21 protein-coding genes are annotated in these 26,385 nt (G+C 69.7%); 15 read left to right on the top strand and 6 right to left on the bottom strand.

The features are described 5' to 3' along the window. The first annotated feature begins 153 nt into the window (after positions 1 to 153). The 7 genes from HDA39_RS05795 (at position 154) to HDA39_RS05825 (ending at position 6,295) form a co-directional block, all read left to right on the top strand. A complete protein-coding gene (locus HDA39_RS05795; RefSeq protein WP_337925642.1) occupies positions 154 to 828 on the top strand; it encodes a hypothetical protein in 675 nt (224 codons plus the stop codon). Positions 829 to 914: 86 nt separating this feature from the next. Next, positions 915 to 1,676 (top strand): RodZ domain-containing protein, encoded by a 762-nt coding sequence (locus tag HDA39_RS05800; RefSeq protein WP_184794205.1) that lies wholly within the window; start codon positions 915 to 917, stop codon positions 1,674 to 1,676. Positions 1,677 to 2,027: 351 nt separating this feature from the next. Further along, positions 2,028 to 2,915, top strand: a complete 888-nt coding sequence (locus HDA39_RS05805) for a phosphotransferase (protein WP_184794206.1) — start codon at positions 2,028 to 2,030, stop codon at positions 2,913 to 2,915. Positions 2,916 to 2,996: 81 nt separating this feature from the next. After that, positions 2,997 to 4,655 carry a 30S ribosomal protein S12 methylthiotransferase RimO gene (rimO, locus tag HDA39_RS05810; RefSeq protein WP_238355986.1) on the top strand — a complete coding sequence of 553 codons (1,659 nt, stop codon included), beginning with the start codon at positions 2,997 to 2,999 and terminating at the stop codon, positions 4,653 to 4,655. Beyond that, positions 4,652 to 5,275 carry a CDP-diacylglycerol--glycerol-3-phosphate 3-phosphatidyltransferase gene (gene pgsA, locus HDA39_RS05815; protein WP_184794208.1) on the top strand — a complete coding sequence of 208 codons (624 nt, stop codon included), beginning with the start codon at positions 4,652 to 4,654 and terminating at the stop codon, positions 5,273 to 5,275. The genes rimO and pgsA overlap by 4 nt, the downstream gene beginning before the upstream one ends. Further along, positions 5,272 to 5,847: a CinA family protein gene (locus HDA39_RS05820; RefSeq protein WP_184794209.1), complete on the top strand. Its 576-nt coding sequence runs from the start codon at positions 5,272 to 5,274 to the stop codon at positions 5,845 to 5,847. The genes pgsA and HDA39_RS05820 overlap by 4 nt, the downstream gene beginning before the upstream one ends. A gap of 163 nt (positions 5,848 to 6,010) precedes the next feature. Further along, complete coding sequence (locus HDA39_RS05825) at positions 6,011 to 6,295, top strand: helix-turn-helix domain-containing protein (protein ID WP_184794210.1); 285 nt, start codon at positions 6,011 to 6,013, stop codon at positions 6,293 to 6,295. Positions 6,296 to 6,303: 8 nt separating this feature from the next. On the opposite strand, the gene HDA39_RS05830 is transcribed toward HDA39_RS05825, so the two are convergent. The 3 genes from HDA39_RS05830 to HDA39_RS05840 form a co-directional block, all read right to left on the bottom strand. Beyond that, positions 6,304 to 6,813 carry a DUF4262 domain-containing protein gene (locus tag HDA39_RS05830; RefSeq protein WP_184794211.1) on the bottom strand — a complete coding sequence of 170 codons (510 nt, stop codon included), beginning with the start codon at positions 6,811 to 6,813 and terminating at the stop codon, positions 6,304 to 6,306. A gap of 92 nt (positions 6,814 to 6,905) precedes the next feature. Next, a complete protein-coding gene (locus HDA39_RS05835; RefSeq protein WP_184794212.1) occupies positions 6,906 to 7,691 on the bottom strand; it encodes an Fpg/Nei family DNA glycosylase in 786 nt (261 codons plus the stop codon). 10 nt (positions 7,692 to 7,701) lie between these two features. Then, positions 7,702 to 12,273: an ATP-dependent helicase gene (locus HDA39_RS05840; RefSeq protein ID WP_184794213.1), complete on the bottom strand. Its 4,572-nt coding sequence runs from the start codon at positions 12,271 to 12,273 to the stop codon at positions 7,702 to 7,704. 90 nt (positions 12,274 to 12,363) lie between these two features. Here HDA39_RS05840 and HDA39_RS05845 point away from each other — a divergent pair, with 90 nt between their 5' ends. Beyond that, complete coding sequence (locus HDA39_RS05845) at positions 12,364 to 13,458, top strand: LppM family (lipo)protein (RefSeq protein ID WP_184794214.1); 1,095 nt, start codon at positions 12,364 to 12,366, stop codon at positions 13,456 to 13,458. Further along, positions 13,455 to 13,649, top strand: coding sequence for a DUF3046 domain-containing protein (locus tag HDA39_RS05850; protein ID WP_184794215.1), 195 nt, complete (start codon positions 13,455 to 13,457; stop codon positions 13,647 to 13,649). Before HDA39_RS05845 ends, HDA39_RS05850 begins: the two co-directional genes overlap by 4 nt. 21 nt (positions 13,650 to 13,670) lie before the next feature. Here HDA39_RS05850 and HDA39_RS05855 read toward each other — a convergent pair whose 3' ends face one another. The 3 genes from HDA39_RS05855 to HDA39_RS05865 form a co-directional block, all read right to left on the bottom strand. Beyond that, a complete protein-coding gene (locus HDA39_RS05855) occupies positions 13,671 to 15,788 on the bottom strand; it encodes an MMPL family transporter (RefSeq protein WP_184794216.1) in 2,118 nt (705 codons plus the stop codon). 130 nt (positions 15,789 to 15,918) lie between these two features. Then, the gene (locus HDA39_RS05860; RefSeq protein WP_184794217.1) at positions 15,919 to 16,485 is read right to left on the bottom strand and encodes a GrpB family protein; all 567 of its coding nucleotides are present in this window, start codon (positions 16,483 to 16,485) and stop codon (positions 15,919 to 15,921) included. A 37-nt stretch (positions 16,486 to 16,522) separates the two neighbouring features. Then, the gene (locus HDA39_RS05865; protein ID WP_184794218.1) at positions 16,523 to 17,314 is read right to left on the bottom strand and encodes a hypothetical protein; all 792 of its coding nucleotides are present in this window, start codon (positions 17,312 to 17,314) and stop codon (positions 16,523 to 16,525) included. A gap of 243 nt (positions 17,315 to 17,557) precedes the next feature. On the opposite strand from HDA39_RS05865, the gene recA reads away from it, so the two are divergent. The 6 genes from recA to rny all read left to right on the top strand — a co-directional run bounded on the left by recA (position 17,558) and on the right by rny (position 26,374). Continuing rightward, positions 17,558 to 18,631 (top strand): recombinase RecA, encoded by a 1,074-nt coding sequence (gene recA, locus HDA39_RS05870; RefSeq protein ID WP_184794219.1) that lies wholly within the window; start codon positions 17,558 to 17,560, stop codon positions 18,629 to 18,631. Then, entirely contained in the window at positions 18,618 to 20,972 is a 2,355-nt protein-coding gene (locus tag HDA39_RS44070) for a RecX family transcriptional regulator (RefSeq protein ID WP_420488711.1), read from the top strand. The genes recA and HDA39_RS44070 overlap by 14 nt, the downstream gene beginning before the upstream one ends. A gap of 1,130 nt (positions 20,973 to 22,102) precedes the next feature. Continuing rightward, positions 22,103 to 22,597, top strand: coding sequence for an NUDIX domain-containing protein (locus tag HDA39_RS05880; protein ID WP_184794220.1), 495 nt, complete (start codon positions 22,103 to 22,105; stop codon positions 22,595 to 22,597). 212 nt (positions 22,598 to 22,809) lie between these two features. Beyond that, positions 22,810 to 23,442, top strand: a complete 633-nt coding sequence (locus HDA39_RS05885) for an antitoxin (RefSeq protein ID WP_184794221.1) — start codon at positions 22,810 to 22,812, stop codon at positions 23,440 to 23,442. Positions 23,443 to 23,665: 223 nt separating this feature from the next. Continuing rightward, entirely contained in the window at positions 23,666 to 24,157 is a 492-nt protein-coding gene (locus tag HDA39_RS05890; RefSeq protein ID WP_184794222.1) for a hypothetical protein, read from the top strand. A gap of 405 nt (positions 24,158 to 24,562) precedes the next feature. Further along, positions 24,563 to 26,374 carry a ribonuclease Y gene (gene rny / locus HDA39_RS05895; protein WP_184794223.1) on the top strand — a complete coding sequence of 604 codons (1,812 nt, stop codon included), beginning with the start codon at positions 24,563 to 24,565 and terminating at the stop codon, positions 26,372 to 26,374. Positions 26,375 to 26,385 lie beyond the last annotated feature (11 nt).

Genomic DNA, 26,385 nt, shown 5'->3' on the forward strand with positions numbered 1-26,385 from the left:
AGCCGCACCCGGCAAGGAGCCCAGGTTTCCGCACCACGTGACACCCGGCGGACTTCCTCTTCTGTTGAAGTCCCGGCCGGCTTTGCGGTCAGCGAGGCTCCGAGCCTCACCTTGGTCGGTGCACAAGCATCGAGCGGCTCGCGAGGAGGTCCGGTGCAGGTACGCAACGAAACTCCGGTCGACGCCCGGTCGGCGGAACCGGTGCAGCACGAGCAGTTGGACGGTCCGGGCAACGACCCGGCGTACGAGGGCGAGGAATCGGTGCACGACACGCAGTTCGACGTCGAGGAGTTCGACGTCGAGCCCGACGAGTTGCTTCAGGAGTTCACGGTCCGCTCCTCGCAAAAGGTTCACGGCGGCATCGCCGTCGGCGCCGTGCTGGTGGCCATCGGTTTCGCCACCTCGGCATCGACCTCACCGACAGGCGTCCTCCGATGGTTCGCCGCGGCCGCCTTCGCCGCCCTCGCGGTGATCTGCGCCCGCGCCCTGACCGTCGGGGACATGCTGGTTGCCGACCGCGTCGGGATCCGCCTGCGGATCGGCTCCGAGTGGATCGGCACCCGCTGGGAAGAGATCGAGGAGGTCACCGTCCTGCGTCGCCGGCACCCGCTCGACGACGGCCGGATCGCGGTCCACCTCCTCGACCCCGGACCGATGCTGGCAGCCATGCCGGCCGCGACGCGCAGGACCACTGACGCCAACCGTCGCCTGACCGGGACCTCTCTCGCGGTACCGTTCGGGTTGACGGCACGGCCGTCGAACGGGGAAGTGGTACAGGCTCTGCACATGCTGGCGGACGCGAGATGTCCGGTCAGGGAACAAATCTGACTCTGCCGTGACCCCGTCGGGCCAAGGCCGTTGACTTGATGTCGGCGGATCGGTAAGTACACGGGCGGTGGAGAGGCGGTGGGAACGTGACCATCGGCAGCGAGCTCACGGCGGCCCGCGAACGGGCGGACCTGTCCATCGAGCAGCTGAGCGCGGCCACCCGGATCAGAACAGGTCTGCTGGTCGCGATGGAGGACGACGACTTCTCCCGGTGCGGCGGAAACTTCTACGCCCGCGGCCACATCCGTTCGATCGCCCGCGTGGTCAAGGCCGACCCGGCGCCGCTGCTCGCGGCGTTCGATGAGGCCTACCCGCCGAGCGAACCCGATCGCGCCCGCCGCGACGAACGCATCGAGCCCCGCAAACCCCGCCTGCACCCGGTCCGCCCCCGCTGGGCGGTCGTTGTCGGCGCGATCCTGGTCGGCCTGATGGGCTGGGGCATGGTCCGCCTGTTCACCCTCCCCAGCGACGTCGAGGCGAACGCCTCCCGCAGCGCCAGCCCCACCCCGGCCGTCACCACGCCTGTCGCCCCCAAACCGAGTGCGACGAAGCCGCCGCCCCCGAAGCCCAGCACCCCCGCCAAGCCGAAGCCCGCCACCAAGGTCGTAGTGGTCCTCAAATCCACCGGCGAGGGCACCTACGTAACCCTTCGCAACTACTACGGCGAGGTTCTCTTCCAGGGCCGCCTCGGCACCGGCTCCACCCAGACGGTGACCTACCCCGGCTCCATCCGAGTCTCGGCCGGCGCCCTCAAGAACCTCACCGTCACCATCAACGGCAAGAAGGCCGTCCCCACCACCAGACGCTTCACCATCACCCCCACCGGCACCATCCAAAAGGCCCCGTAACCGCAGTCGGCCCCGCACTCCCGCCCCGTGTGACGGGAACCAGCGATGAGGCGGCGGAACAACGGCGGTGGCGCTGGCCGCGGCGTGCGGCGACCGGACGCTGCTGACGAAGCTCGACCGGGCGAGCATCGCGCGACCTGGAGGCGGTCCGGATCGCGTAGCGCCGACTTGATCGCCCGGCTCGTGGCCGCCCGGTTCGTGGTCGCCCGTCTCGGGGCCGAGCGACATGGCGGTAAACCGTCGTACGCTCAGCACGTCTGCCGCCCAGCTGCAGCAGACGAGGATCTGCTCAGACAGCCGGCCAGCGTTAATCCTTCGCGTTCGCTGACTGGTCCGTGCCAGCCTTCTGGCGTGGCAGCGGAAGGAGAAGGGCCCAGCTCGGGTGACCTCACGCGGGATTACGGCATCAGAGCTTCCGTATTCACCCCGCACGCGGGCGGATTCGAGAGTGAGTGCTGGGTCGCCGACGACACCTGGTTCATCAAGGTCTGGCGGGACGAGATCTCGCCAACCGCAGCACCGGGCAGGCTGGCGATCCTTGGCGAGCTCCAGGCGCTCGGTCTCCCGGTGCCGGCTGCCGTGCCGACGTTGTCGGGCAGTCTTCACGCGACCTGGAACGGACGACCGTACGCCGTCTTTCCCTTCGTCCACGGTCGCCCCGCCACCGATGACGACTGGCGCTTGTCGGCTCGCGCGCTTCGTCGGGTCCACGACACCCAACCGGCGAGCGGTGGTCTCACGCTGCCGGTCGGCACGCTCGACGAGTCCTACGTTCAACTGCTGGCAGCAAACCTGGATCACCCGTGGATAGCGGATCGCAGAGACGAGATCGCCGCGGCGATCGACCGCCTGCACAACGCCGTACAGCGCGCGGATCAGGTACCTGCCCGTCGCGTCCTCTGTCACACCGACTTCATCACCCTCAATCTGCTCGTGGACAGCGATGACCAGCTCGCCGCGATCCTCGACTGGGATCAGGCGGTGCTGGCTCCCCGCGAGCACGACCTCTGGGTCGCGGCGGAAACTCGACAGCTGGAGGACTACCTCACCGAGTACGGCGCGCGGGACCTGAGCCTCGATCATCTCGAGTGCACACTCCTGTCCCGCGCACTGGGCGACCTGACCGCCCGTGTCCTGGGCGAGGTCGACCGCCCAGGCGTGCAGATGTGGGGCTTCGATCGTCTGGCCAGGCTGGACGACGACCTTGCTCGGTTCCGGCCGTTCTGCGGCGGCCTTTGAGCGGACGACCAGCACGCGCGTCGGCTGTCGGCGAGGTGGTTGGTTATGGGCGTTGGGGTGGCAGCAGTCATACTCGGGGTGATGACTACGAACCCCACGACTGTCGCCCTGGTCACGCTGGGCTGTGCTCGTAATGATGTGGACTCCGAAGAACTGGCCGGTCGGTTGGAAGCCGGCGGGTTCCGGCTGGTGGAGGACGCGTCCGAGGCGGACACCGTGGTGGTGAACACCTGCGGATTCGTCGAGGCGGCCAAGAAGGACTCGGTCGACACGTTGCTGGCCGCGTCCGACTACAAGGACTCGGGCCGGACCCAGGCGGTCGTCGCGGTCGGATGCCTGGCTGAGCGTTACGGCGAGCAGTTGGCCGAGGCGCTGCCGGAGACCGACGCGGTGCTCGGCTTCGACGACTACGCGGACATCTCCGACAAGCTGCGCTCGATCCTGTCCGGGACCAAGCACCAGTCGCACGTCCCGCGGGACCGCCGCAAGCTGCTGCCGCTCGCGCCGGCCGACCGCGCCGGCGCCCAGGGCGTCGCAGTCCCTGGCCACGGCGACGCGGCATCTGACAACGGCAGCGCGGTCTCCGTGCACGCTGCCGCGGGAGCGCACGCCTCTCATATCCCCGCCTCTCTGAAGCCCACGAACGGCGATGTCGACGCTCTGGCGGCCGGCGCGACGGCCGAGCTGAAGGGGCGCGCGGTCAAGCCGTCCGACCCCGCTGAATTGACCATCGACGCGCCGGACCTCATGAGCGCGCCGGCCAGCGGACCGCGCGTGATGCGACGGCGGCTGGACGGCGGCCCGATGGCGCCGCTGAAGCTGGCGTCGGGCTGCGACCGACGTTGCGCCTTCTGCGCGATCCCGGCGTTCCGTGGCGCGTTCGTGTCGCGGCGTCCGACCGAGGTGCTCGGCGAAGCCCACTGGCTCGCCGAGAACGGCGTCCGCGAGGTCTTCCTCGTCTCGGAGAACTCGACGTCGTACGGCAAGGATCTGGGCGACCTGCGGCTGCTGGAGACGCTCGTCGGCGAGATCGCGGCGGTGCCGGGTCTGACGCGGGTCCGCGTTTCGTACCTGCAGCCGGCCGAGATGCGCCCGACCCTGATCAGCGCGATGACGTCGACGCCTGGCGTCGTGCCGTACTTCGACCTGTCGTTCCAGCACGCGTCCGGCCCGTTGCTGCGCCGGATGCGCCGGTTCGGTGACGCGGAGCGGTTCCTCGAGCTGATCGAGCAGGTCCGTGCCCAGGCGCCGACCGCGGGCATCCGGAGCAACGTGATCGTCGGGTTCCCGGGGGAGACCGAGGAGGACGTGGACATTCTCTGCGACTTCCTTTCCCGCGCCGGGCTCGACGCGATCGGGGTGTTCGGGTATTCCGACGAGGACGGCACCGAGGCCGAGACCTACGACGGCAAGCTGGACGAGGACACCATCGCGGCCCGGCTCGACCGCGTCACCAGGCTGGCCGAGGACCTGACCTCGGCCCGCGCCGAGGCGCGGATCGGTGAGACGCTCGAGGTGCTGGTGGAATCCCTGGACGGCGACACCGCCGAAGGCCGTGCCGCCCACCAGGGCCCCGAGGTCGACGGCTCCACCACGCTGACCGATCTGCCCGACGGTCTGGCGCTAGGAGATCTCGTCGTCGCCACCGTGGTGGCGAGCGAAGGAGTCGACCTCGTCGCGCAGTACGCCGCGCACGTGCAGCCGCAGGAAGTCGTCCAGGCAGCTAATCTGACCGCGTGACGAACCCGCCGACGAATCCGGTGCCGCACGCGGCCACCGGTCCGATCAGCGCGCCGAGCGCCTGGAACGTGGCGAACGCGCTGACGGTGCTGCGGCTCGTCCTGGTGCCGTTGTTCGTCTGGCTGCTGCTGCGCGACGGTGGGGCCGACGACGGGAACCGGCTGCTGGCGACGGCCGCCTTCGTGGTCGCGATCGTCACCGACCGGTTCGACGGCGACATCGCCCGCCGCTGGAACATGGTCACGAACTTCGGCAAGATCGCCGACCCGATCGCGGACAAGGCGCTCACCGGTGCCGCGTTCATCGGACTGTCCCTGCTCGGCGACCTGCCGTGGTGGGTCACCGTCGTGGTGATGGTCCGCGAGTGGGGGGTGACCGCGCTCCGGTTCTGGGTGATTCGGCACGGGGTGATGCCGGCCAGCCGCGGCGGCAAGCTGAAAACGGTCCTGCAGGCGATCGCACTCGGTCTCTACCTCCTTCCTTGGCACTCGGTGGCGGTCCTGCACTGGACCGCTGTCGCCTTCATGGCCGCGGCCGTGATCGTGACGATCGTGACCGGTCTCGACTACGTCGGCCGGGCGCTCCGTCTGCGCGCGGCCGCCAAACGTCCCCTTCCATGACGGCCGACACGCCCGGCGTCGAAGGTGGCGCAAACACGCCGTCCTCCAACTCGGCCCCTGGCAGGCACACCGCTTCGCACGAACCCAGCAGCCTCGACGCGGCGCTCGACCGCTTCGTGGACCTCCTGAAGGAACGCGAAGCCACCGTTGCCACCGCGGAGTCGCTGACCGGCGGTCTGGTCGGCGCCACGCTGACCGACGTAGCGGGGATCTCTGCCGTCTACCGCGGCGGCGTGATCGTCTACGCCACCGAACTGAAGGCGACCCTCGCGGGCGTTCCCGAGGACCTGCTGGCCGCTGTCGGGCCCGTGCACGCCGATACGGCCCATGCGCTGGCGGCGGGCGTCCGGGAGCGGCTGGGGGCCACCTACGGCCTTGCCACGACAGGTGTGGCCGGACCGGATCCGCAGGCCGGGATCGAGGCCGGCACGGTGTACGTCGCGGCGGCCGGACCCCACAAGGTCGAGGTCCGGAAGCTGTCGCTGACCGGAGATCGTGCGGCCATCCGCTGGGGGAGTGTCGAGGCCGTCCTGCGGCTCGGGGCCGACTTGATGACGGAAGATCTCGGCTGATCGGGGTGTTGGGACCAGCATGGGCAGAGGTAGGGCAGACTGGAGCGGCGCACCGAAGCTGGACGTTGCGAACAGTAGTGACCCGGCAACGGGTACCGTTGGTTCCCACGGCCGAGCTACGGTGCGAGTAGATTCGGTCCGACAGGCGGAAGGGAGAAACCTCATGGTGCTGGTTCGTGGCCTGCTGGGCGACGTACTGCGGCGTAAGCGGCTGCGCCAGGGGCGCACTCTGCGCGAGGTGTCCGCCGAGGCCCGGGTGAGCCTGGGCTACCTCTCCGAGGTGGAGCGCGGTCAGAAGGAAGCCTCGAGCGAGTTGCTGGCAGCAATCTGCACGGCCCTCGACGTACCGCTCTCGATGATCTTCGCCGAGGTGAGCGAGGACCTGGCCCGCGAAGAGGCTCTGGTGCTGGCGCACACGACGATCGAGCCCGAGGTCGTCGCGGCCTGATCGGGTCGTCATGACTCGTCACCCGCCTTGGCGGCGTGGTGGCGGGCGTTGAACTCGCTGACCAGGTACGTCGTCTTCCTGACAGGCCTCGGGGCTACAGTCAGTGGCCCCTCCAGAAGGTCGGTCCTGAGCAGCAGTTGAGCCGGGATCGGTGCGGTTCCGTTGCGCCTGAAGAGTTGGTTGACGGTCGGCAGATACGACGTCGTGAGCGGGAAGTAGATCAATTCGATGCGCTCGGCACCGGGATAGAAGCGGTTCGGCTGGTCGCAGTCGAGGAGACGGTGCCCGTCCTGGACGGCCAACGCCAGCGGCTCCAGCAGCGCGAGTCCCGTCGGGGCGTCGCAACCGAACACCATGAACTCCGGATGCGCGCGCCGGCACAGACCGATCGTCGACGTGACCGGAGCCGGCCATTCCGGCCTGGCATCGTGCTCGACGACCCAGCCTTGGTCGCGGACCAGTTGCGCCACCTGCCGCGGGTACGCGTCGTCCGGGCGCCGGTAGCAGATCTCCGTCATGACCTTCTCCTCTCCGAGTCGAACATATGTTCGATCTCGTCTTGTCAGAGAAGGTATCCGTTTCCGGTTCGGTCGCCGGGGTTGTCCACAGGTCAGTTCTCGGGCTGGCAGCGCGGGCACCAGTAGCTGACCCGCGCCCGCGGCGGTTCGCCGATCGGAGCTGTCCGGATGAGCGTGCGGCACCGCCGGCACGGCTTCCCTGGCCGCTCGAAAACCCAACTGCGCTGCCCCGGCCGATCAACCCCGGTGGTGACCTGCGCCGCGTGAACCAGATTCGCCTTCATCAGCCGTCGGCTCAGGTCGACCGCAGCCCCGACCTCGACCGTCGAGACCGGACGCCAAGGATGCAGCCCGAGCAGGAAGCAGACCTCGGTGCGGTAGAAGTTCCCGATGCCGGCCAGGTTCCGCTGGTCGAGCAACGCCTCGCTGATCGTCCGCTCGGGATCGGCCGCCAGGTTGGCCAGCGCCACCGCCCGGTCGAACGACGGCGACAGCAGATCCGGCCCGAGATGCCCGACCACGGTCTCCTCCGCGGAGGTCGCCACCAACTCCAGGACCGGCAGCCGGTACCCCACCGCGGTCCAGGACTCGGTCTCCAGCACCGCCCGAACCTGGTGGTCAGGCCCGCCTTTCCACCGCTCGCCGGGCCGGTAGAGATGCCAGCTCCCGTCCATCCGGAAATGGCTGTGGATCGTCGTTTCGCCGGAGAGCCGCATCAGCAGATGCTTGCCGCGAGGCACTACCTTGATCATCGTCCGGCCGCTCAAGTCGGTGGTCGCCAGCGTTGGCACCCGGAAGTCGGTCTTCGTCAGCACCTTCCCGGCCAGCGCTTGGTCGAGCCGCTTGGTCGCGCGCCAGACAGTGTCTCCTTCGGGCATGCCAGCAGCCTCAGACGCGCAGCCGCAGCCCGCGCGGCGTCGCGTGGAAGCCCGCCTTGGCCAGTGCGTCCCCGAAGGCTGTGTGGCGCACCTGTTCGCCGTCGGCGGTCTCGACGCTCAGCTTGCCCAGATGCCCGTCCCGAATCGCGAGCGCGAGCGCGTCAACGGCCGGCTGCAGCAGCTCCGGATCCTCGGTGAAGCTCAGGACGGTCCGCCCGCCGCGCTCGACGTACACGATCAGCTTCCCGTCGACGAGCATGACCAGCGCGCCGGCCTTCCGGCCCGGCCGATGTCCGCCGGCGTTCTCCCGTTCGGGCCAGGGGAGGGCAGCGCCGTACGGGTTCGCAGGATCCGAAGCAGCCAGTACGACGGCCCGTGCGGCCGAATCCTCCCGTCCACCGCCAGGCGCGCCGTCCGCCAGCGCTCGCAGCCGATCGACCGCGCCAGGAAGCGCGAACTGCGCCGCTCCCAGCCCAGCCACGAAGTACCCACGCCGGCACCGCCCTGACTCCTCGAAGGCGCTCAGAACCTTGTACACGGCCGCGAATCCGCCCGGAGTCCGCTCGGTGATCACCGAGCCCCGCGTGACGATCCCGTAGCGATCCAGGAGCGTCTCGGCCGCCGCATGCGCCCTGCGCGTCGCGTCCTCACTGCGCTCCGGCAGCAACGACCATCGCCCGCCGGCTGTCGGCGGACCACTGCGGGCAGGCATCGCCGGTCGCCCAGGCCGCGGCGCCCGCCCAGGTCGCGCACGCGGCGTCGCCCGTCGGGTCCGATGACTCCCGCGACCGCCGCCGACCAACGAGCGCACCGGCGCCAAGGTATCGTTCGTCAGGTACCCAGCCCAGACGAGATCCCAGAGGACCCCGACCATCGTCTCGTCATCGACCACGCCACTCGCCGCGCCGACCGCATCGCTGAGCTGACGGAAGAAGAACGCACCCCCACCGGCCAGCGCGTCGAGCACCGCCTGATGCGTCTCGCCCACCTCGAGCGTGGAGTCCGGATCCGGCAACGTCAGATCGCAGTTGTCCGCCAGGTGCAGCGAAACCCAGCCGTCCGTCCCCGGCAACGAACCGGACCCCGCCCAGATCACCTCACCGGTCGCGGTCAGCTCATCCAGCATCGACGGCTGATAGCCCGGCACTCGCGCCGGCAGCACGATCGACTCCAGCGCCGACCCAGGCACAGCGCATCCAGCCAGCTGCTCGATCGCGCCCAGCAGTACGTCGTACCCACGTCCGCGACTGCTCGTGATGCCCTGCCAAGCAGGGAGGAACCGCGCCAACGCGGCAGGCTCGACCGGCTCGACCTCCTTGCGCAGCGCAGCCAGAGAGCGCCGCCGCAGCATCCGAAGGATCTCGCTGTCGCACCACTCCATCGCGAGGCCGCCAGGCAGGAACTCGCCCTCGACAACGCGACCCGCGGCACCGAGTCTTCGCAGCGCATCCGTCACGACTGCGACGCCCGTCCCAAGATGCGTCGCCAGATCCACAGCCCGGAACGGCCCGTGCGTCCGCGCGTAGCGCGACACCAGGTCGCCCAGCGGGTCCGCGACCGACTCGGCATGCGCCTCCGCGACTCCAGGCGGCACCGGCACGCCGAGTGCATCGCGCAGTCGAGCAACATCCTCGACCACGGCCCACCGATGCTCGCCCGCGATCCGAACCCGAACCACCCGCCGAGCCGCCGCGAGATCCGTCAACCAGGCCTCGGCGTCCGACCCGTCGACACAACGCTGTCCGGCCTCGTGAACCGACAGCGGCCCAACCAACCGCAGTACGTCGAACAGCCCCTCCGCATCGCGCGCCCTGCGATCCTCCGCCAGCCGCTGCAACTCGGCCTCGGTCCGCAGCACGACCTCGGCATCGAGCAGCTCACGCAGCTCGGTGCGGCCGAGCAACTCGGACAGCAGACTCTGATCGAGCGCGAGCGCGGCGGCCCGCTTCTCCGCCAGCGGCGCGTCACCCTCGTACATGAAGGCGCCCACGTACCCGAACAGCAGCGACTTCGCGAACGGCGACGCCTCCGTGGTCTCCACCTCGACCACGGAGATCCGCCGCTCACCGATCCCGGTCAGCAGATCCTTCAGCGCGTTCAGGTCGTAGACGTCCTGCAGCACCTCGCGCAGCGTCTCCAGCACGATCGGGAACGACCCGTACTTGCTGGCGACGCTGAGCAGCTGAGCCGACCGCTGGCGCTGCTGCCACAGCGGCGATCGCTTCCCAGGATTGCGTCGCGGCAGCAGCAGCGCCCGCGCGGCGCACTCGCGGAAGCGGGCCGCGAACAAGGCCGATCCGCCGACCTCCGCCGTCACCAGATCCTCGATCTCGGCCGGGTCGAACAGCACCAGCTCGGCCCCCGGCGGCGGCTCGTCGGTCTCCGGCAGCCGCAGCACGATCCCGTCGTCGCCCGAGACCGACTGCGCGTCCATCCCGTACCGCTCGCGCAGCCGCGCGGCGATCGCCAGCGCCCACGGACCGTGCACCTGCCCGCCGTACGGCGAGTGGATGCAGACCCGCCAGTCGCCCAGCTCGTCGCGGAACCGCTCGACCAGGATCGTTACGTCGTTCGGCACCCGGCTGGTCGCTTCGCGTTGCTCGCCGAGGTACGCGACCAGGTTGTTCGCCGCGTACTCGTCCAGACCCGCGTCGCGAGCGCGTTTGATCGCCTTCACCGGCGAGAGCGCAGCCATCGTTCGAACGAACGCGCCGGTCGCCGCGCCGAGCTCGGCAGGTCGTCCGACTGCGTCACCCTTCCAGAACGGCAGCCGACCGGGCTGGCCCGGCGCCGGCGAGACCAGCACCCGGTCGTGCGTGATGTCCTCGATTCGCCAGCTGGACGCGCCGAGTGTGAACACATCGCCCACGCGCGACTCGTAGACCATCTCTTCGTCCAGCTCGCCGACCCGGTGGTTGGTCGACTCGCCGACCAGGAAGACGCCGAACAGCCCGCGGTCCGGGATCGTGCCGCCGCTGGTCACGGCGAGCCGCTGCGCGCCCGGCCGGCCGGAGATCTCCCCGCTGACCCGGTCGAACACGATCCGGGGCCGCAGCTCGGCGAACTCGTCCGACGGGTACCGCCCGGACAGCATGTCCAGCACTCCGTCGTACGCCGAACGCGGCAGCGTCGCGAACGGCGCGCACCGGCGTACAAGCGTGTAGAGCTCGTCGACGTCGATCGTGTCGAGAGCGACGATGGAGACGATCTGCTGGGCGAGCACATCGAGCGGGTTCGCCGGGATGTGCAGGCTCTCGATCAGCCCGTCGCGCATCCGCTGCACCACGACGGCCGTGTCGACCAGGTCGCCGCGGAACTTCGGGAACAGCACGCCACGGGACGTCGCGCCGACCTGGTGACCGGCCCGTCCGACCCGCTGCAGCCCGCTGGCGACCGACGGCGGCGCCTCGACCTGGATCACCAGGTCGACGGCGCCCATGTCGATGCCGAGCTCCAGACTGCTCGTCGCGACCACGCACGGCAGCCGCCCGGACTTCAGGTCAGCCTCGATCAGCGCGCGTTGCTCCTTGCTCACCGAGCCGTGGTGCGCCCGCGCGATCAAGGGCGGCGCGGCGAAGGACGCTCCGGACTGCGCCATCACCTGCGCGGGCGAACCGGTGTCCGCCAGCTCCAGCTCGGCGCGCTCGGCGGCGATCTCGTTGAGCCGGGCCGTGAGGCGCTCGGCCAGGCGGCGCGAGTTCGAGAAGACGATCGTCGAGCTGTGCGAGGAGATCAGGTCGAAGACGTGCTCCTCGACGTGCGGCCAGATCGAGGCGTGCTGAGGCGGACCGGCGGCCGAGCCCGACGTCTCGATCTCGGTGCTGGCCAGCTCGGCCATGTCCTCGACCGGTACGACGACGCTCAGGTCCCACTGCTTGGTGAACTTGGGCTGGACGACCGTCACCGGCCGCTCGCCGCCGAGGAACCGGGCGACCTCGTCGACCGGCCGGACCGTCGCCGACAGCCCGATCCGCTGGGCCGGCTTGGGCAGCAGCGCGTCCAGCCGCTCCAGCGTGAGCGCCATGTGCGCGCCGCGCTTCGTCCCCGCGACCGCGTGCACCTCGTCGACGATCACCGTCTCGACGCCGCGCAGCGACTCGCGCGCCTGCGAGGTCATCATCAGGAACAGCGACTCAGGCGTCGTGATCAGTACGTCGGAAGGCCGGCGCGCGAACCGCTGCCGCTCGCTGGTCGGCGTGTCGCCGGAACGCACGGCCACCTCGACGTCGACCGGCGCCTCGCCGAGCCGTCGCGCGGTCTCCCGGATGCCGATCAGCGGGGCGCGCAGGTTGCGCTCGACATCGACCGCGAGAGCCTTCAGCGGTGAGACGTAGAGCACCCGGCAGCGCAGCTTGGGGTCGTCCGGCGGGGGAGTGGTGGCCAACCGGTCCAGCGCCCAGAGAAAGGCGGCCAGCGTCTTGCCCGACCCCGTGGGCGCGACGACCAGCGCGTCCCGGCCCGCGGTGATCGCGTCCCACGCCTTGAGCTGGGCCGGGGTGGCCGCTTCGAAGACGTCGCCGAACCACGCCCGGGTCGCGGGCGAGAAACGGCTCAACGCGGTGGACTTCTGCACGTTCCCCATCTTGCCGGGTCCCTCCGACAGTTTCCGGTCCGGCGCCTCAGGTACCCGCCCCGGCGCGTTCTGTCCCCTTGGTCTGGAATGATCGGTGTCATGAAGAACCGCTTGCGCATGGCGCTCGTCGTAGGGGCGTGCCTGGTCGGCCTGACCGGGTGCGTGAACCTCGACGCCGACCTGAAGGTGAACTCCGACGAGACGGTGTCGGGGACCATGAAGATCGGTGTCGACAAGCAGCTGGTCGAGTCCAGCGGGCAGTCGCTCGACGCCATCCGTAAGCAGGTCGAGGGCGAGATCAAGAAGAGCGAGACCGCGGGCGTCAACTGCAAGCCGTACGAGGACGACAAGTACGTCGGCTCGGACTGCACCTTCGACAATGTCCCGTTCAGCGACATGGGCACGTCGACGGCCGGCGGGGTCGGCTTCCGCAAGGACGGCGACAAGTTCGTCGTCAGCGTGAAGGACACCAACCTGGGCAACCAGATCCCGGACAGCGTGCAGCCGGTGATCAAGTTCAAGATCACCATGCCGGGCAAGATCCTCGAGCACGACGACGGCGCGCAGATCAGCGGCCGGACGGCGACGTACGACAGCCTGGACAAGCTCGGCAAGGTCTCGCTGACCTCCGAGGCCGGCAGCGCGTTCCCGGTCTGGGCGATCATCCTGATCGTCGTGCTGGTGCTCCTGGTCGCGGCCGCGGTGGTGTTCTTCATCCTGCGCGGACGCAAGAAGCAGCAGTTCCCAGGCGGTGGGCAGTACGGGCAGTACCCGGGCCAGCCGCAGCAGTGGGGACCGCAGGGGCCGCAGTACGGCGGTCCGCAGGGCCCTGGCGGTCAGTACGGGCAGCAGCCCGGTCAGTACGGCCAGCCTGGTCAGCAGGGTCCGCAGTACGGGCCTCCTGGTCAGCAGTACCCGGGCCAGCCGCAGTACCCCGGTCAGCCGCAGCAGGGTCAGCCTGGTCAGTGGGGTGGCGGTCAGCAGCCTCCGCCGCAGCAGGGTGGACAGGGTTGGGGTCAGCCGCCGAACCAGCAGCAGCCTCCGCAGCAGGGCGGCTGGAACCAGCCCCCGCAGCAGGGCCAGCAGCCGCCACAGCAAGGCCAGCCTCCGCAGCAGGGTCAGCCGCCCCAGCAGGGGCAGCCCCCGCAGCAGGGCGGTTGGGGCCGCCCGCCGCAGGACGACGGGCGGGCATGAGGCTTACCGAGTTCTGGGATCGGATGGACCAAGCGCTCGGCGCGTCGTACTCGAGGACCTGGGCCGAGACGCAGGTGATCAGCGGCCTCGGCGGCCGCACGGTCGCCGAAGCACTCGCCCAAGGTGAACACGCCAAGACGGTCTGGCGGGCCGTCTGGGCACACCTCCAGCTACCACCCAGCGAACGCTGACAACTCTGGCGGGCAGCAGACCTAGCTGCTCGCCAGAGTCGTCTCCGGCTCGGGCCGTACGGTCTCCGGCTCCGGATCACGCTGCTGGGCCAGCTTGCTCGGCCACCACAGGTGCCGGCCGATGTCGAGGTTGAGCGCGGTCACCAGTACCGACCGGACCACGATCGTGTCCAGCAGCACGCCGAGCGCCACCGCGATCCCGATCTCCGCGAACGCCACCAGCGGCAGCGTCGCCAGTACGGCGAACGTCCCCGCCAGCACCAGTCCGGCCGACGTGATCACCCCACCGGTCGCCGCGACTCCGATCAGGGCACCACGACGGGTCCCGTGCTGCTTGGCCTCCTCGTGCACCCGGGTCATCAGGAAGATGTTGTAGTCGATGCCCAGCGCCACCAGGAAGACGAACACGAACAGCGGCAGCGACGTGTCCGCCCCCTCGAAGCCGAGCACGTGGTGGAAGACCAGCGAGCTGATCCCGAGTGCGGCCCCGAACGACAGCACGACCGTCGCCACGAGCAGTACAGGGGCCAGCAGCGACCGCAAGAGCAACGCCAGGATCAGCAGCACCACAGCCAGTACGACGGGGATGATCACCTTGTTGTCGTGCGCGGCAGCCCGCTGGGTGTCCAGCAGGATCGCCGTACCGCCACCCACCAGCGCATCGGCGTCCGGCACCGCGTGGACGGCGGCTCGCGCGCGGTCGACGGTGTCCTTCGCGGCCTGGCTGTCTGCTGGGTCCTGCAGAGTCCCCTCGATGTAGGCCAGTCCGGCCGCCGCCTGCGGCTCGGCCACCGCTGCGACACCAGGTGTGGTCTTCAGGGCAGCACTGACGGCAGCGGCCTGATCGGCGTTGCTGACAACGACCAGCGGGTTGCCGGCACCGGCAGGGAAGTGCGCGGCAACGATCCGCTCGCCGATGACCGAGTCCGGCGTGCCGGTGAAGGACTCCTCGTTGGAGAGCCCGTCCGGATTCAGCGACAGCATGCCGAGTGCTGCGGCGGCCAGCAGGACAGTGGTGGTGATCCAGGTCAGCCGCGGCCTCACAGAGATCCGGCGACCGATCCGGCCCCAGACGCTGGTCTCGGTGTGGTCGTCGGACCCGTACGTCGGCCGCAGCGGCCAGAAGACCCAGCGGCCGCAGATGACGAGCAGAGCCGGCAGGAGGGTCAGCATGGCGAGCAGGGCGATGACGATGCCGACCGCGGCGACCGGACCGAGCCCGCTGGTCGAGTTCATCGATGCCAGCAGCAAGCAGAGCATGCCGGCGACCACAGTGGAGCCAGAGGCAACGATCGCGGGGCCGGAGCGCTGCAGAGCGAACACCATGGCCTCGTGGCGGTCCTGATGGCGGCGGAGCTCTTCCCTATAGCGCGCGACCAGCAGCAGGGCGTAGTCCGTACCGGCGCCGAACACCAGCACTGTAAGGATTCCTGCACTCTGCGCGTTCACAGTCAGGTCGGCTCTGGTCGCCAGGAGGTAGACCACAGCCTGTGCGGCGAACAGGGCGGTCCCGGCAGAGAGCAGGGGGAGTAGCCAGAGCACCGGACTGCGGTAGGTCAGCAGCAGGATCACGATGACCACCGCGCCCGCCGAGTAGAGCAGCTTGCCGTCGATGCCCTCGAACGCCTCCTGCGAGTCAGCAGCTGTCCCGCCAGGCCCGGTGATGTGGAAGCTCAGTCCGTCAGGGCGGTCGGCTGCGATCTGGCGGAGGTCAGCGGCCCGCTCACCGATGACCTCCCAGCCACCGGAGCCCGCGTTGATCGGCACGATCACCTGCAGCGCCTGGCCGTCCTCCGACGGGATCGGGCCGACCACTTCCCGGTCGACGCCCTCCAGCTCGCCGTACGCCGTGACGTCGGCCGCGACGGCCTGCTGGTCAGCAGGGGTCAGGCCGGACGAGCGCTCGTAGACCAGGACGGCCGGGATCTCGTCCGGCGACGAGAACCGGGCAGTTGCCTGCAGCACCTCGGTGGACTCCGCATTGCCTGGCAGCCAGGACACGGCGTCGTTATCCTGCGCACCGGTCAGTTTGCCGGCCGGGCCGAAGGACATCGCGATCGCGGCGATCCACAGCACCAGCACGATCCACTTGGACACCTTGCCGCACGGCAACGCCGCGAGCCGGCCGATTCCGCTCATCCGCGATCACGCCTCCTGGGGGAAACCGCCCGCCCGCCGTACGCCGGGTCAACGACGACGGCACCCCCGGATTCAGCGTCCTCGCTGCCGTAGGAGGCGTCAACGAGCCCGGAGTAGTACTGCGATCACGCTACGACGCCCAGCCGGTTCGGGCCGCCCACTCCTCGGCAGGAAGGTAGATCAGGTCGCAGACGGGATCCTTGAGGTCCGCGTAGTCGCCCACGTTGTCGAACGGGAGGGCCGCTGCCCGTTGCTTGAAGTTGCCGTACGCCGCCGCCGTGTCGGGGTGAGCCCGTAGGTAGTCGCGGAAGAGCAGCGCGTACCTCTGGTTGGCGTGGCCCTCCACACGGATGTGCAGGTTCACCCGGCGGCGGTACATCGGCTCGACGACCAGCCGCTTGACCCACTGCAGTTCCTCGGCCGGCAGGCCCGGTACCGGGTGGTCGCGGCGCGGCGGCCTGAGCTCCCAGTCGGCGCCGACCAGCAGCTGGGCGGCGTCGTCCAGTTGCGGCTCACCGGCGACCGTGGCCTGGATGTCGAGCACGTCCTTCGAGGCCAGACCGGGCACGGCGGTCGAGCCGATGTGGTCGACGCGGGTCACGGTGTCGCCGACGATCCGGCGTACGGCTTCGGCCGTCTTCTCGAACTGCGCGGCCCAGGTGGGGTCCGGACGAACGATGGTGATCGACGAGCTCATGCCCTGATCATTCCAGTGCGGGCGCTGCTCGCACAGGTCAGACCGGCTTGACCCTGAACGAGCTGTTGGTGAGCAGGTCGGCGGCGGCGTACGCGGCCTTGCGGATGCCCTTGCGCTCGTCGAAGAAGCCGCCGACAAGACCGACGCCCGGCAGCTTGCCGATGGCCCGCGCGCCGAGGCTGCCGCGCGGGCGGTCCTCGAAGACCTCACCGAGTCCACCGAACAGCTTGGAGATCCGCCACACGAGCCGGACTCCGTGGCGAAGGCCGCGCTCCTCCGACTCGTCGCCGAGACCCAGCTGCTTGGCCACGTCCTGGCCGGCCTCGGTCGGGTCGTCGTACCGGAGTACGTCGTCCGGTGTGATCGGCCGGTTGGTCAGGACCCGAGCGATCACCGCCGTCCGGTCGGCGTGCGCCTCCACGCCGTACTCGCGACAGACCGCACCGATCACCATCGCCTGTACGGCGGCGCCGAGCGTGTCCTTGATCGGCAGGGCGTCGGCGGCCGCACCGCTGAGCCGGGGGAGTCCCGCGACGACGGCGGCGAACCCGCCGAGGCGTTCGACCCACCAGTCGCAGCGGGCGGCCAGCGGGAGCGTCGGCCACTCGGTGTGCCCGGGGACCTTCATCTTGAGCAGCCGGTCGATGGCCAGGATGAGCGCCTTCTCGGCCAGGTTGGGTTGCTCCTGGGCGGAGTACTCGGTCAGGGTGGTGCGGATGCCGAACGGGTCCTGGGTGCGCAGTGCGTCGAGCACCGAGTCGATGCCGAACTCGACCCGGCTGAGCGCGAGGACGACGGCGGAGTCGGGGATGTCGGGACGGTCGGTCACCCTGGTCAGGGTAGGTGCAGCCGGGTTCTCGGGAGTTGTCGGCGTGTCAGTTGCAGTTCGAACACCTGTTCGGGTTAGTTTGTGGCGTGCGGGATTCGCCGGGCCAGGCCCGGGTTGTCCACAGATTCAGGACGGCTCCGGAAATTGTCGGTGGAAACCCATACCTTCTCTGACGACAACGAAATTCCTCCGGGCGGCTGGGACAGCGGCCCGAAACGACTAGATGGGTCAGGTGGCAGTCAGATGGCTGGTGCAGCAGCGAGTGCGGAGCGGGCCGCGGCGGATCGCGAGAAGGCGCTGGCGACCGCGCTGACGCAGATCGAGCGGCAGTGCGGCAAGGGCTCCGTGATGCGGCTGGGTGAGCAGGGCAAGGCGCCGATCGAGGTCATCCCGACCGGGTCGATCGCGCTCGACATCGCACTCGGGATCGGTGGTCTGCCGCGCGGTCGCGTGGTGGAGATCTACGGTCCGGAGTCGTCGGGTAAGACGACGGTCGCGCTGCACGCCGTGGCCAACGCCCAGAAGGCCGGCGGCATCGCCGCCTTCATCGACGCCGAGCACGCGCTCGACCCGGACTACGCCGCGAAGCTCGGCGTGGACACCGACGCCCTGCTGGTCTCCCAGCCCGACTCCGGTGAGCAGGCGCTGGAGATCGCCGACATGCTGATCCGCTCCGGCGCGATCGACATCGTCGTGATCGACTCGGTGGCCGCACTGGTGCCCCGGGCCGAGATCGAGGGCGAGATGGGTGACAGCCACGTCGGTCTGCAGGCCCGGCTGATGAGCCAGGCGCTGCGCAAGATGACCGGTGCGGTCAGCGGGACCAACACCACCGCGATCTTCATCAACCAGCTGCGCGAGAAGATCGGCGTGATGTTCGGCTCCCCGGAGACCACGACCGGTGGTAAGGCGCTGAAGTTCTACGCCTCGGTGCGGCTGGACGTCCGCCGGATCGAGTCGCTGAAGGACGGTACCGACTTCGTCGGCAACCGGACCCGGGTCAAGGTCGTGAAGAACAAGGTGGCCCCGCCGTTCAAGCAGGCCGAGTTCGACATCATCTACGGCCAGGGCATCAGCCGCGAGGGCAGCCTGCTGGACCTCGGTGTCGAGCAGGGCTTCGTCCGCAAGGCCGGCGCCTGGTTCACCTACGAGAGCGACCAGCTCGGTCAGGGCCGGGAGAACGCGCGCAACTTCCTGCGCGACAACCCCGACCTGGCCAACGAGCTGGAGAAGAAGATCAAGGAGAAGATGGGCATCGGCCAGGACAAGGTCGCCGCCGACGCGACTCCGCCGGTCGAGGTCGATGTCGACTTCTGATCCCCAGCCCGCCACCGGCCTGACCCAGGCCGAGCGACTGGCGTTGGCCCGCCGGCTCCTCGCCGACGGGCCAACCGGCTCTACCCTCTGGACCCCCGACGGTGCCGACAGCACCGCGGGGGAGTCCAGCTCTCCTTCGCCGGGTCCTGCGTCGGCTGATGCTTCTCAGGCACGGGAAGACGCTGGAGCTAACGGCCGGCCCGCACCAGCGGACGCCTCTCGGGCGGAGGACTCCTGGGTGGAGGACTCCGCCCAGGCAGCGCCGGCTCGGCAAGCTGGTCGGGGTTCCGCTGCAAGGCGCGGGGGTGCGGCAACGACCTCGCTGGACGGCCCGGCGAAGTCGTCGGGTCCCGGCAGTCGGGGCTCGGCGTCTCGCCCCGGCAGCTCGGAGGGGCGGCGGCGATCGTCCGCAGTACGGCGAGCTGTCGACGAGGACGACGCCACCTGGGCGGAAGACGAGGGCCGCTCCGGCGCCGTTTCCGGCATCCGTGCGACCGCGCCCGAGCTTCCTGACCCGTGGGACACCCTCGAAGACGAAGCCCGGCGCAAGAAAGCCCGCCAAGCTTCAGCGGCCGAGGAACCCGACCCGTGGGATTCGCTGGTACCGCCGACATCCGGCCGCCAGGGCCAGGACTCCGACGAGCCGGACCCGTGGGACACGCTCGACACCAGCTCCGCCAAACCTCAGGCGGCAGCGGATGGGGTTGACCCGTGGGACCAACTTGATGCCGCGGGCTCCAAAAACACCCGCGCCAGGTCCAAGGGCGCGAGGCCCAGCACGACTGCGGGACGCGCAGCACGCGGTACGGCGAGGGCCGGCCGGCAGACGAATCAGCCGGCGACCGGCGCGGATGCTTCCGCCGATGAGTCGAGGACGAACGTTTCCGCCCAGGACGCTGGGTCCGGCGGCGAAGTCGGCACGGATGTGCGTGCGGCGCGAAATCGACGCACGGCAGCTGATCCATCGGCATCGGCATCGGCCGCGGATGCGCCGGGTGCTGTGCGCTCCTCGGATCGGCGCTCCGGTCGGACGGCCGCTGGCGGTCGGACAGTCGCCGAGACGGCTGACGGCAGCGCGCAGGCGGATCCTGCGGGAGTTGCTTCGGCGGATCGTGGGATTGCAGCCGGTCGAACGGCTGCTGGTGACGGCGAGGTGTCGCCGGATTCGGCAGGCGATCCTTCGGCGGATCGTGGGGATGCTGCCGGTCGAACGGCTGCTGGGCGGACGGCCGCTGGCGGACGGGAAGTTGCTGAGGCGGCTGCTAGTGACGTCGAGGGGTCGGCAGACTCGGCAGGAGATACGTCGGCGGGTCTTGGGATTGCGGGCGGTCGGACGGCTGCTGGCGGACGGGTAGTTGCTGAGGAGGCAGTTGGCGACGGCAATGCCTCGGCGGATTCGGCAGGCGATCCTTCGGCGGATCGTGGGGATCCGGCCAGTCAAACGGCTGCTGGACGAGTAGCTGCCGAGGTGGCTGCTGGTGACGGCGGCGTGCCGGCGGATCCCGCAGGAGTTGCTTCAGCGGGCCGTGGGAATGCCGCCGGTACGGCGGTTGCTGGGCGGGCCGCGACCGGTGCAGGAGACGCGAGTGCGTTGGCGGATCCGGTGGGATCTTCGTTGGCGGGACATGGTTCTGCAGATTCGTCGGTAGGGCTTGGGGATGTGGATCCCTCGGTGGGGCGCAGGGGTATAGAGCAGCAGTCCAGTGGGCGGTCGTCGCGGGGCGGACGTTCTGGGCGGCGGCCTAGTCGGGGGTTCGGTGGGCGTCCGAAGCGAGGTTCGCGGGAGGGCGACGAACCTGGTTCGTCGTCGGATCCGGCGTTGGATCGCGATGCTGATCCGCACCAAGTGGCGCGGACCATCCTGTTGGACAAGCTCACGGGACAACCGCGGACGCGGGCCGAGTTGGCCGACGTACTGGCTGATCGGGAGATCGCGGACGAAGTCGCCGATGAGGTGCTCGACCGGTTCACCGAGGTCGGGCTGATCAACGACGCCGCGTTCGCCACCGCCTGGGTCGAGTCCAGGCACCGAGGCCGCGGACTCGGCAAGCGAGCCCTTGCCCAGGAGTTGCGCCGCCGAGGTGTGGACGACGAGTTGGCCCGCGATGCGTTGGAAGAGCTCGACTCGAGCCAGGAAGAAGAGACCGCCCGGGAGTTGGTGCGCAAGAAGCTCCGCTCGATGCGTTCGCTCGACCGGCAGGTCGCCATGCGCCGCCTGATCGGCATGCTCGCCCGCAAGGGCTATCCCGGTGGCCTCGCCATGACCGTGGTCAAACAAGAACTGGCCGCCTCCGACGAGGAACTTCCTCTCCTCAACGACTCGGGCCTCGAAGCCGAGTAGCCCGCAAGCCCGGACTGGTCACCCAGAGGTGCTCTCCTCCTCCCGCGGCGACCTGTTCAGCTCCGAGTGCCCCACCCGCAGCCTGCTCGACCGGGTCGACACCCGGCCACGATGTTGCACCACCGGCCTCCCAGCGCGCCATCGGTGAGCACGCGACTTCAAGGCGGTCGAGGACGTGTCGATGACGATCGAGCCCTGCTCAGTCGCCGCGTTCGTCGGCTGTTCGGCTGTGGGAGTTCAACTCTGCCCGGAGGTCGTCCTTTGGATAGCGCGGTCCGCATGCCGTACTCGCGGGCTCGATCGCCGCATGCGGACCGGTGCCGCGGACCGGTGCCGCGGACCGAGCCCGCAGACCGGCGTCGCGCACTGGAGTCGCGCACTGGAGTCGCGCACTGGCGTGGCGGACCGGTGCCATGGACTGCCGTCGCGGACCGGTGCTGCGGACTGGCGTCGCGGACCGGTGCCGCGGACCGAGCCCGCAGACCGGCGTCGCGCACTGGACTCGCGCACTGGCGTGGCGGAGCGGGTACCGCGGACCGAGACTGCAGACCGGTGCCGTGGACCGGTGCCGTGGACCGGCGTCGCGGACCGGTGCCGTGGACCGGCGTGGTGGACCGGCGCGGTGGACCGGCGTGGTGGACCGACGTGGCGGACAGGTGCTGCGGACCGGCGTGTTGGACCGGTACCGCGGACCGGTGCCGGTGAACGGCACCGGCAGTTCGACCAGGGACTTGGCGGTGCCGTGGACTGGGGGAGCGTGGTAGCTCGTCGGTACGACGCGCCCTTCGGCGCTGGCGTGGCGGACCGGTATTGCAGACCACGGCCGCCGACCACGTCAGCCGTGAGCGGTGAGCGGTGGGGGGGGGGGGGGGCGCTGATGCTGGGGGCGAACGGGATGCGGGTGCCAGCTGGTGCCGTTGATGGAACGGGCCAGATCGCCAGTCCTGCGACGACGGCGACTTCGTGGGCGGGCCGGCCTTGCGGGGTGACGGATTGCGTTGTCACTGGGGTTGGCGGTGGCCCGTGGCAACAGTTTGGCGCGAGGCCGATGGGCAGGTCGTGCCCGCACTCGGTAGGTCTGGGGCGTGATGGAGGGGCAGTGCTCGCTCGTGGGGCTGCAGACTGGGGGGATGGGATACGTGGGGTCTTATACGTGGCGGTTGCGGCGGTGGGTGGGGAGTGACCTCTTGTTGATGCCGGGGGCTCAGGTGGTGGTGGTTGGGGAGGGGGAGCGGGTGTTGTTTCAGCGGCGGCGGGATTCGGGGTTGTGGGAGATTCCGGCGGGGGCGGCGGAGCCGGGGTTGAGTTTTCGGGGGACTGCGGCGCGGGAGTTGTTCGAGGAGGCGGGGTTGCGGGTGCGGGAGGAGGAATTGGTGCCGTTCGCATCGTTGTCCGAGCCGGAGGTGCACGAGATCACGTATCCGAACGGGGATCGGATGCACTGTTTCGCGTTGTGTTTCGAGGCTCGGATCTGGGAGGGGGAGCTGCGGGCGGAGCCGGAGGAGGTGAGTGAGGCGGGGTTCTGGGCGGTGGATGAGGCGCCGGGGGAGTTGCAGCCGCAGACCGAGGTGGTGCTGGGGCTTTACCGGGCGTACCTGGAGAGCGGGCAGTTCCAGGCGCGGTGAGCGCTGGGGATGGGATTTTCGGCGGTTCTGGGCGGGATTTCGGGGGTTGAAGGGTGGTGGAGGGATGGGTTGCAATGCGGGGGGTGGACGGCGAGGGATGTTGACGGGTGTCGGTGACGGGTGTGTCATCCGAAGGAGAGACCGGCTTGGCGCTGGTCGTAGGCTGGGATTTTTCGTTGAGATCCGCCCCTGACACCTCTTTGGAGGGTGCAATGAACGATTTCCAGGAACAGGCGAAGAACTGGCTCCGGAACGTCGTCAAGCAGAACCCGGACAAGATCAAGGCAGGTGTGGAGAAGGCCGGCGACCTGATCGACAAGCAGACCGGCGGGAAGTACGCGGAGAAGGTCGACTCGGTGCAGCAGAAGGTCGGCGGCTATGTCGACTCGCAGCAGGCCGGCGACCAGACCGCGGGTACGCCGCCGACCGGGCCGAACGACGGGGCGCCGGACGCGCCGACCCAGACGCCGGATGCGCGGGTGCCTGACGCTGCTGATTCCAGTGCGGGCGACGCGAGCAACACGGACTCCACCGCCGAATCCAGCACCACCGACTCGAGCGCCACCAACTCGAGCACCACCGACTCGAGCGCCACCAACTCGAGCACCACCGACTCGAGCGCCACCGGCCCGAGCGCCACCGACTCCGCGTCGAGCGATGCCGGCGCGCCCGACTCGGATGCTGCCGACTCCAGCAACAGCGACCCGGACGGCGGGGTTGTCGGTGGACAAACGCCAGATGTGAGCGAGAGCGACGCGAGTTCGGCCGGTTCGCGGACCGAGGGCGCTGAGACCGGCGGTACGGCGACCGGTACGTCGGACGGCGGCCTCCCCGGGCCCAGATAGCCGACGGCCCAGCACGCCCCCGGGTGCGTCGTACCCGGCGGGACAATGACTCCGCACCCCGGTCCATGGACGGCGTACGCGCCTCCGGGCCGGGGTGCCGGCGTTTTGGCGGGTGCGGCCGTTCGCACGATCTAGTTGCTGGGCCCAAGAATCAGCGGACACGCGGACTGTCGCGGAGAGTAGTCGAGCGAATCTAGACTGTGACTCCCATTGAGGGGGTGGCATGCGGCGACGGCGGCGGCGTGGCGGGAGACCGCCCTTCCAGGCGTGGGGACTCCTCCTGAGCGTCCTGATCGTGTGGATGGCCGCCGAACGCTACTGGTCCGAGGCGATCGTCATCGGCGCGATTGCGGCGTTCTACGGTACGGCGATCCGGCTGACGAGATGCCGGGTGGAGACGACAGCCCACCGGCCGTGCGGCTGGATGGTTCGCGGAGTGGCGGGGACCTGCAGGTACCACGTGGGCTACAAGCGTGGCTTGCCGCGATTGGTCCGAGGCGCAGGCTTTGCCGGACTGCCGACCTTCATGTGGCCGCGGGACACCTTTGGTGGTCTGGTGGCGACCCGGGCTGAGCCCCAGCCACGGACCCCGGCGGTCGCGATGGCGTCGGCCAAGGAGCGGCGATCTGGGTACGACCGGCTGATGGCGGTGCTGGCCTTGGTCGGAGTGGTCGTGGCTGTGGTCGGGGTGGCGCGCGACTTTGTCGCGGGGTGAGCAGAACGGCCGATGGGGATCAGGTCGTGGTGGGAGTGTGTCCGTCTTGACCCTGTGGATAGGCGCGCTTAGCCTCGGAATCAGTAAGGGGACTGTCCACCCGGACGGTTGATGACATAGCAGAGGTCGGCCGGTTGGCCGAGGGCCGGAGTGCGCGCAGGCGTGGTCCGGGGACACGAGACCAGAGCTCTTGCGAGCTTGCCGGTGACGGGCACACAGTTTGTCGCCGCATAGGAACGGACCCGGCGCCCACCGGGGAGCATCGCGATCGGCGCACTCGGCCGACGGCGGAATCCCGGTTGGCGCGTTCCGGCGTACCGTCTTCTGGCGTTCGGGCCGCTGTGTGGTGATCCCTTCGACAAGAGCTGGTCACGCCCGAGCGTGACTCGATGAGGGGAGACGCCGATGCCGCAGCTTTCGGCCGGGCCGTACGCCGTGATCTCGTACGCCGCGACGCTGACGGCGACGTCCGTCGGGCTGGTGGTCGTCGGTCTCCTCGTGGTCGGGTTGCTGGGCTGGATCGGGGTGACGTTGACCCGGCGCAAGGGCGCCGAGGTGGCCGCCGCGGAGGCGAACGCGAAGCTGGAGGCCGCGACCGCGGTCGCCGAGGCGAAGTCGGTCGGTGACCGGATCCGGCGCGAGGCCGAGGACGAGGTCGCGGTGATCAGGGCCCGCGCGAAGGAGTCCGAGCAACGGACCGAGGAGGTCCGCCGCCAGGCCGAGCAGCAGGCCGAGGAGCTGCGGCGTCAGACCGAGGGGCGTGCGAAGGAGATCGAGCAGCGCGCCGACGAGGTGCGCCGCCAGTCCGAGGACCGCGCGTCGGAGATCCGGCGGGAGGCCGAGCAGCGGGCGTCCGTCGTACGGCGGGAGGCCGAGACCGAGGCGCAGTCGATCCGCGACGACCTGCGGGAGCAGCGGCTCGAGATGGAGCGGCGCGAGCACCGGTTGACCGAGCGCGAAGAGCGGCTCGACGAGCAGCTGCGCGGGATCGAGGAACGCCAGAACGAGCTCACCGGTCAGCTCGCTGAGCTCGACCGGCAGCGGGCCGAGATCCGGGATCTGGAGGACGAGCGCCGGCGGATTCTCGAAGGTGTCGCGAACCTGACCAGCGAGCAGGCCAAGACCGAGCTCGTCGCCGCGCTCGAGGCCGAGGCGAAGCGGCACGCGCACACGATCGTGCGCGACATCGAGCGCCAGGCCCAGGACGAGGGCGAGATCAAGGCTCGCAAGATCATCACCGGCGCGGTCCAGCGGCTCGCGTCCGAGCAGACCAGCGAGTCGGTCGTCTCGGTCGTGCACCTGCCCAGCGACGACATGAAGGGCCGGATCATCGGCCGCGAGGGCCGCAACATCCGCTCGTTCGAGCAGACCACCGGCGTCAACCTGATCATCGACGACACCCCCGAGGCGGTACTGCTGTCCTGCTTCGACCCGGTACGGCGGGAGACCGCGCGGCTGACCCTGGACTCGCTGGTGCTGGATGGCCGGATCCACCCGAGCCGGATCGAGGAGATCTACGAGCGCAGCAAGGGCGAGGTCGCCGAGCTGTGCCTGCGCGCGGCCGAGGACGCGATGGCCGAGGTCGGGATCACCGACCTGCACCCGGAACTGGTGCGCACGATGGGGCTGCTGCGCTACCGGACGTCGTACGGGCAGAACGTGCTCAAGCACCTGATCGAGTCCGCGCACATCGCGTCGATGATGGCGGCCGAGCTCGGGCTGGACCCGCAGCTGTGCAAGCGCGGCGCGTTCCTGCACGACGTCGGCAAGGCGCTCACGCACGAATCCGAGGGCAGCCACGCGATCGTCGGCGCCGACCTCGCACGCAAGTACGGCGAGAACGACGACGTCGTGCACTGCATCGAGGCGCACCACAACGAGGTCGAGGTCCGGACCGTCGAGGCGGTGCTGACCCAGGCGGCGGACGCGGTCAGCGGTGGCCGGCCGGGCGCGCGGCGCGAGTCGCTGGAGGCGTACGTGCAGCGGCTCGAGCGGCTCGAGGAGATCGCGATGCACCACGACGGCGTCGAGAAGGTGTTCGCGATGCAGGCCGGTCGCGAGATCCGCGTGATGGTGCTGCCGGACGCGGTCGACGACATCGCCGCCCAGGTGATGGCGCGCGACATCGCCAAGCAGGTCGAGGAGGAACTCACCTACCCTGGCCAGATCCGCGTCACCGTCGTCCGCGAGTCCCGCGCGACCGAGGTCGCCAAGTAACCGGTGGAAAC

It is taken from the genome of Kribbella italica, from assembly GCF_014205135.1.
Taxonomy (GTDB): Bacteria; Actinomycetota; Actinomycetes; order Propionibacteriales; family Kribbellaceae; genus Kribbella; species Kribbella italica.

What these genes read in the sequence shown, in the direction of transcription:
- rimO (WP_238355986.1), top strand. Translation starts at nt 2,997, where the DNA reads ATGACTACGAACCCCACGACTGTCGCCCTGGTCACGCTGGGCTGTGCT.
- HDA39_RS05820 (WP_184794209.1), top strand. Translation starts at nt 5,272, where the DNA reads ATGACGGCCGACACGCCCGGCGTCGAAGGTGGCGCAAACACGCCGTCC.
- HDA39_RS05825 (WP_184794210.1), top strand. Translation starts at nt 6,011, where the DNA reads ATGGTGCTGGTTCGTGGCCTGCTGGGCGACGTACTGCGGCGTAAGCGG.
- HDA39_RS05830 (WP_184794211.1), bottom strand. Translation starts at nt 6,813, where the DNA reads ATGACGGAGATCTGCTACCGGCGCCCGGACGACGCGTACCCGCGGCAG.
- HDA39_RS05835 (WP_184794212.1), bottom strand. Translation starts at nt 7,691, where the DNA reads ATGCCCGAAGGAGACACTGTCTGGCGCGCGACCAAGCGGCTCGACCAA.
- HDA39_RS05840 (WP_184794213.1), bottom strand. Translation starts at nt 12,273, where the DNA reads ATGGGGAACGTGCAGAAGTCCACCGCGTTGAGCCGTTTCTCGCCCGCG.
- HDA39_RS05845 (WP_184794214.1), top strand. Translation starts at nt 12,364, where the DNA reads ATGAAGAACCGCTTGCGCATGGCGCTCGTCGTAGGGGCGTGCCTGGTC.
- HDA39_RS05850 (WP_184794215.1), top strand. Translation starts at nt 13,455, where the DNA reads ATGAGGCTTACCGAGTTCTGGGATCGGATGGACCAAGCGCTCGGCGCG.
- HDA39_RS05855 (WP_184794216.1), bottom strand. Translation starts at nt 15,788, where the DNA reads ATGAGCGGAATCGGCCGGCTCGCGGCGTTGCCGTGCGGCAAGGTGTCC.
- HDA39_RS05860 (WP_184794217.1), bottom strand. Translation starts at nt 16,485, where the DNA reads ATGAGCTCGTCGATCACCATCGTTCGTCCGGACCCCACCTGGGCCGCG.
- recA (WP_184794219.1), top strand. Translation starts at nt 17,558, where the DNA reads ATGGCTGGTGCAGCAGCGAGTGCGGAGCGGGCCGCGGCGGATCGCGAG.
- HDA39_RS44070 (WP_420488711.1), top strand. Translation starts at nt 18,618, where the DNA reads ATGTCGACTTCTGATCCCCAGCCCGCCACCGGCCTGACCCAGGCCGAG.
- HDA39_RS05880 (WP_184794220.1), top strand. Translation starts at nt 22,103, where the DNA reads ATGGGATACGTGGGGTCTTATACGTGGCGGTTGCGGCGGTGGGTGGGG.
- HDA39_RS05885 (WP_184794221.1), top strand. Translation starts at nt 22,810, where the DNA reads ATGAACGATTTCCAGGAACAGGCGAAGAACTGGCTCCGGAACGTCGTC.
- HDA39_RS05890 (WP_184794222.1), top strand. Translation starts at nt 23,666, where the DNA reads ATGCGGCGACGGCGGCGGCGTGGCGGGAGACCGCCCTTCCAGGCGTGG.
- rny (WP_184794223.1), top strand. Translation starts at nt 24,563, where the DNA reads ATGCCGCAGCTTTCGGCCGGGCCGTACGCCGTGATCTCGTACGCCGCG.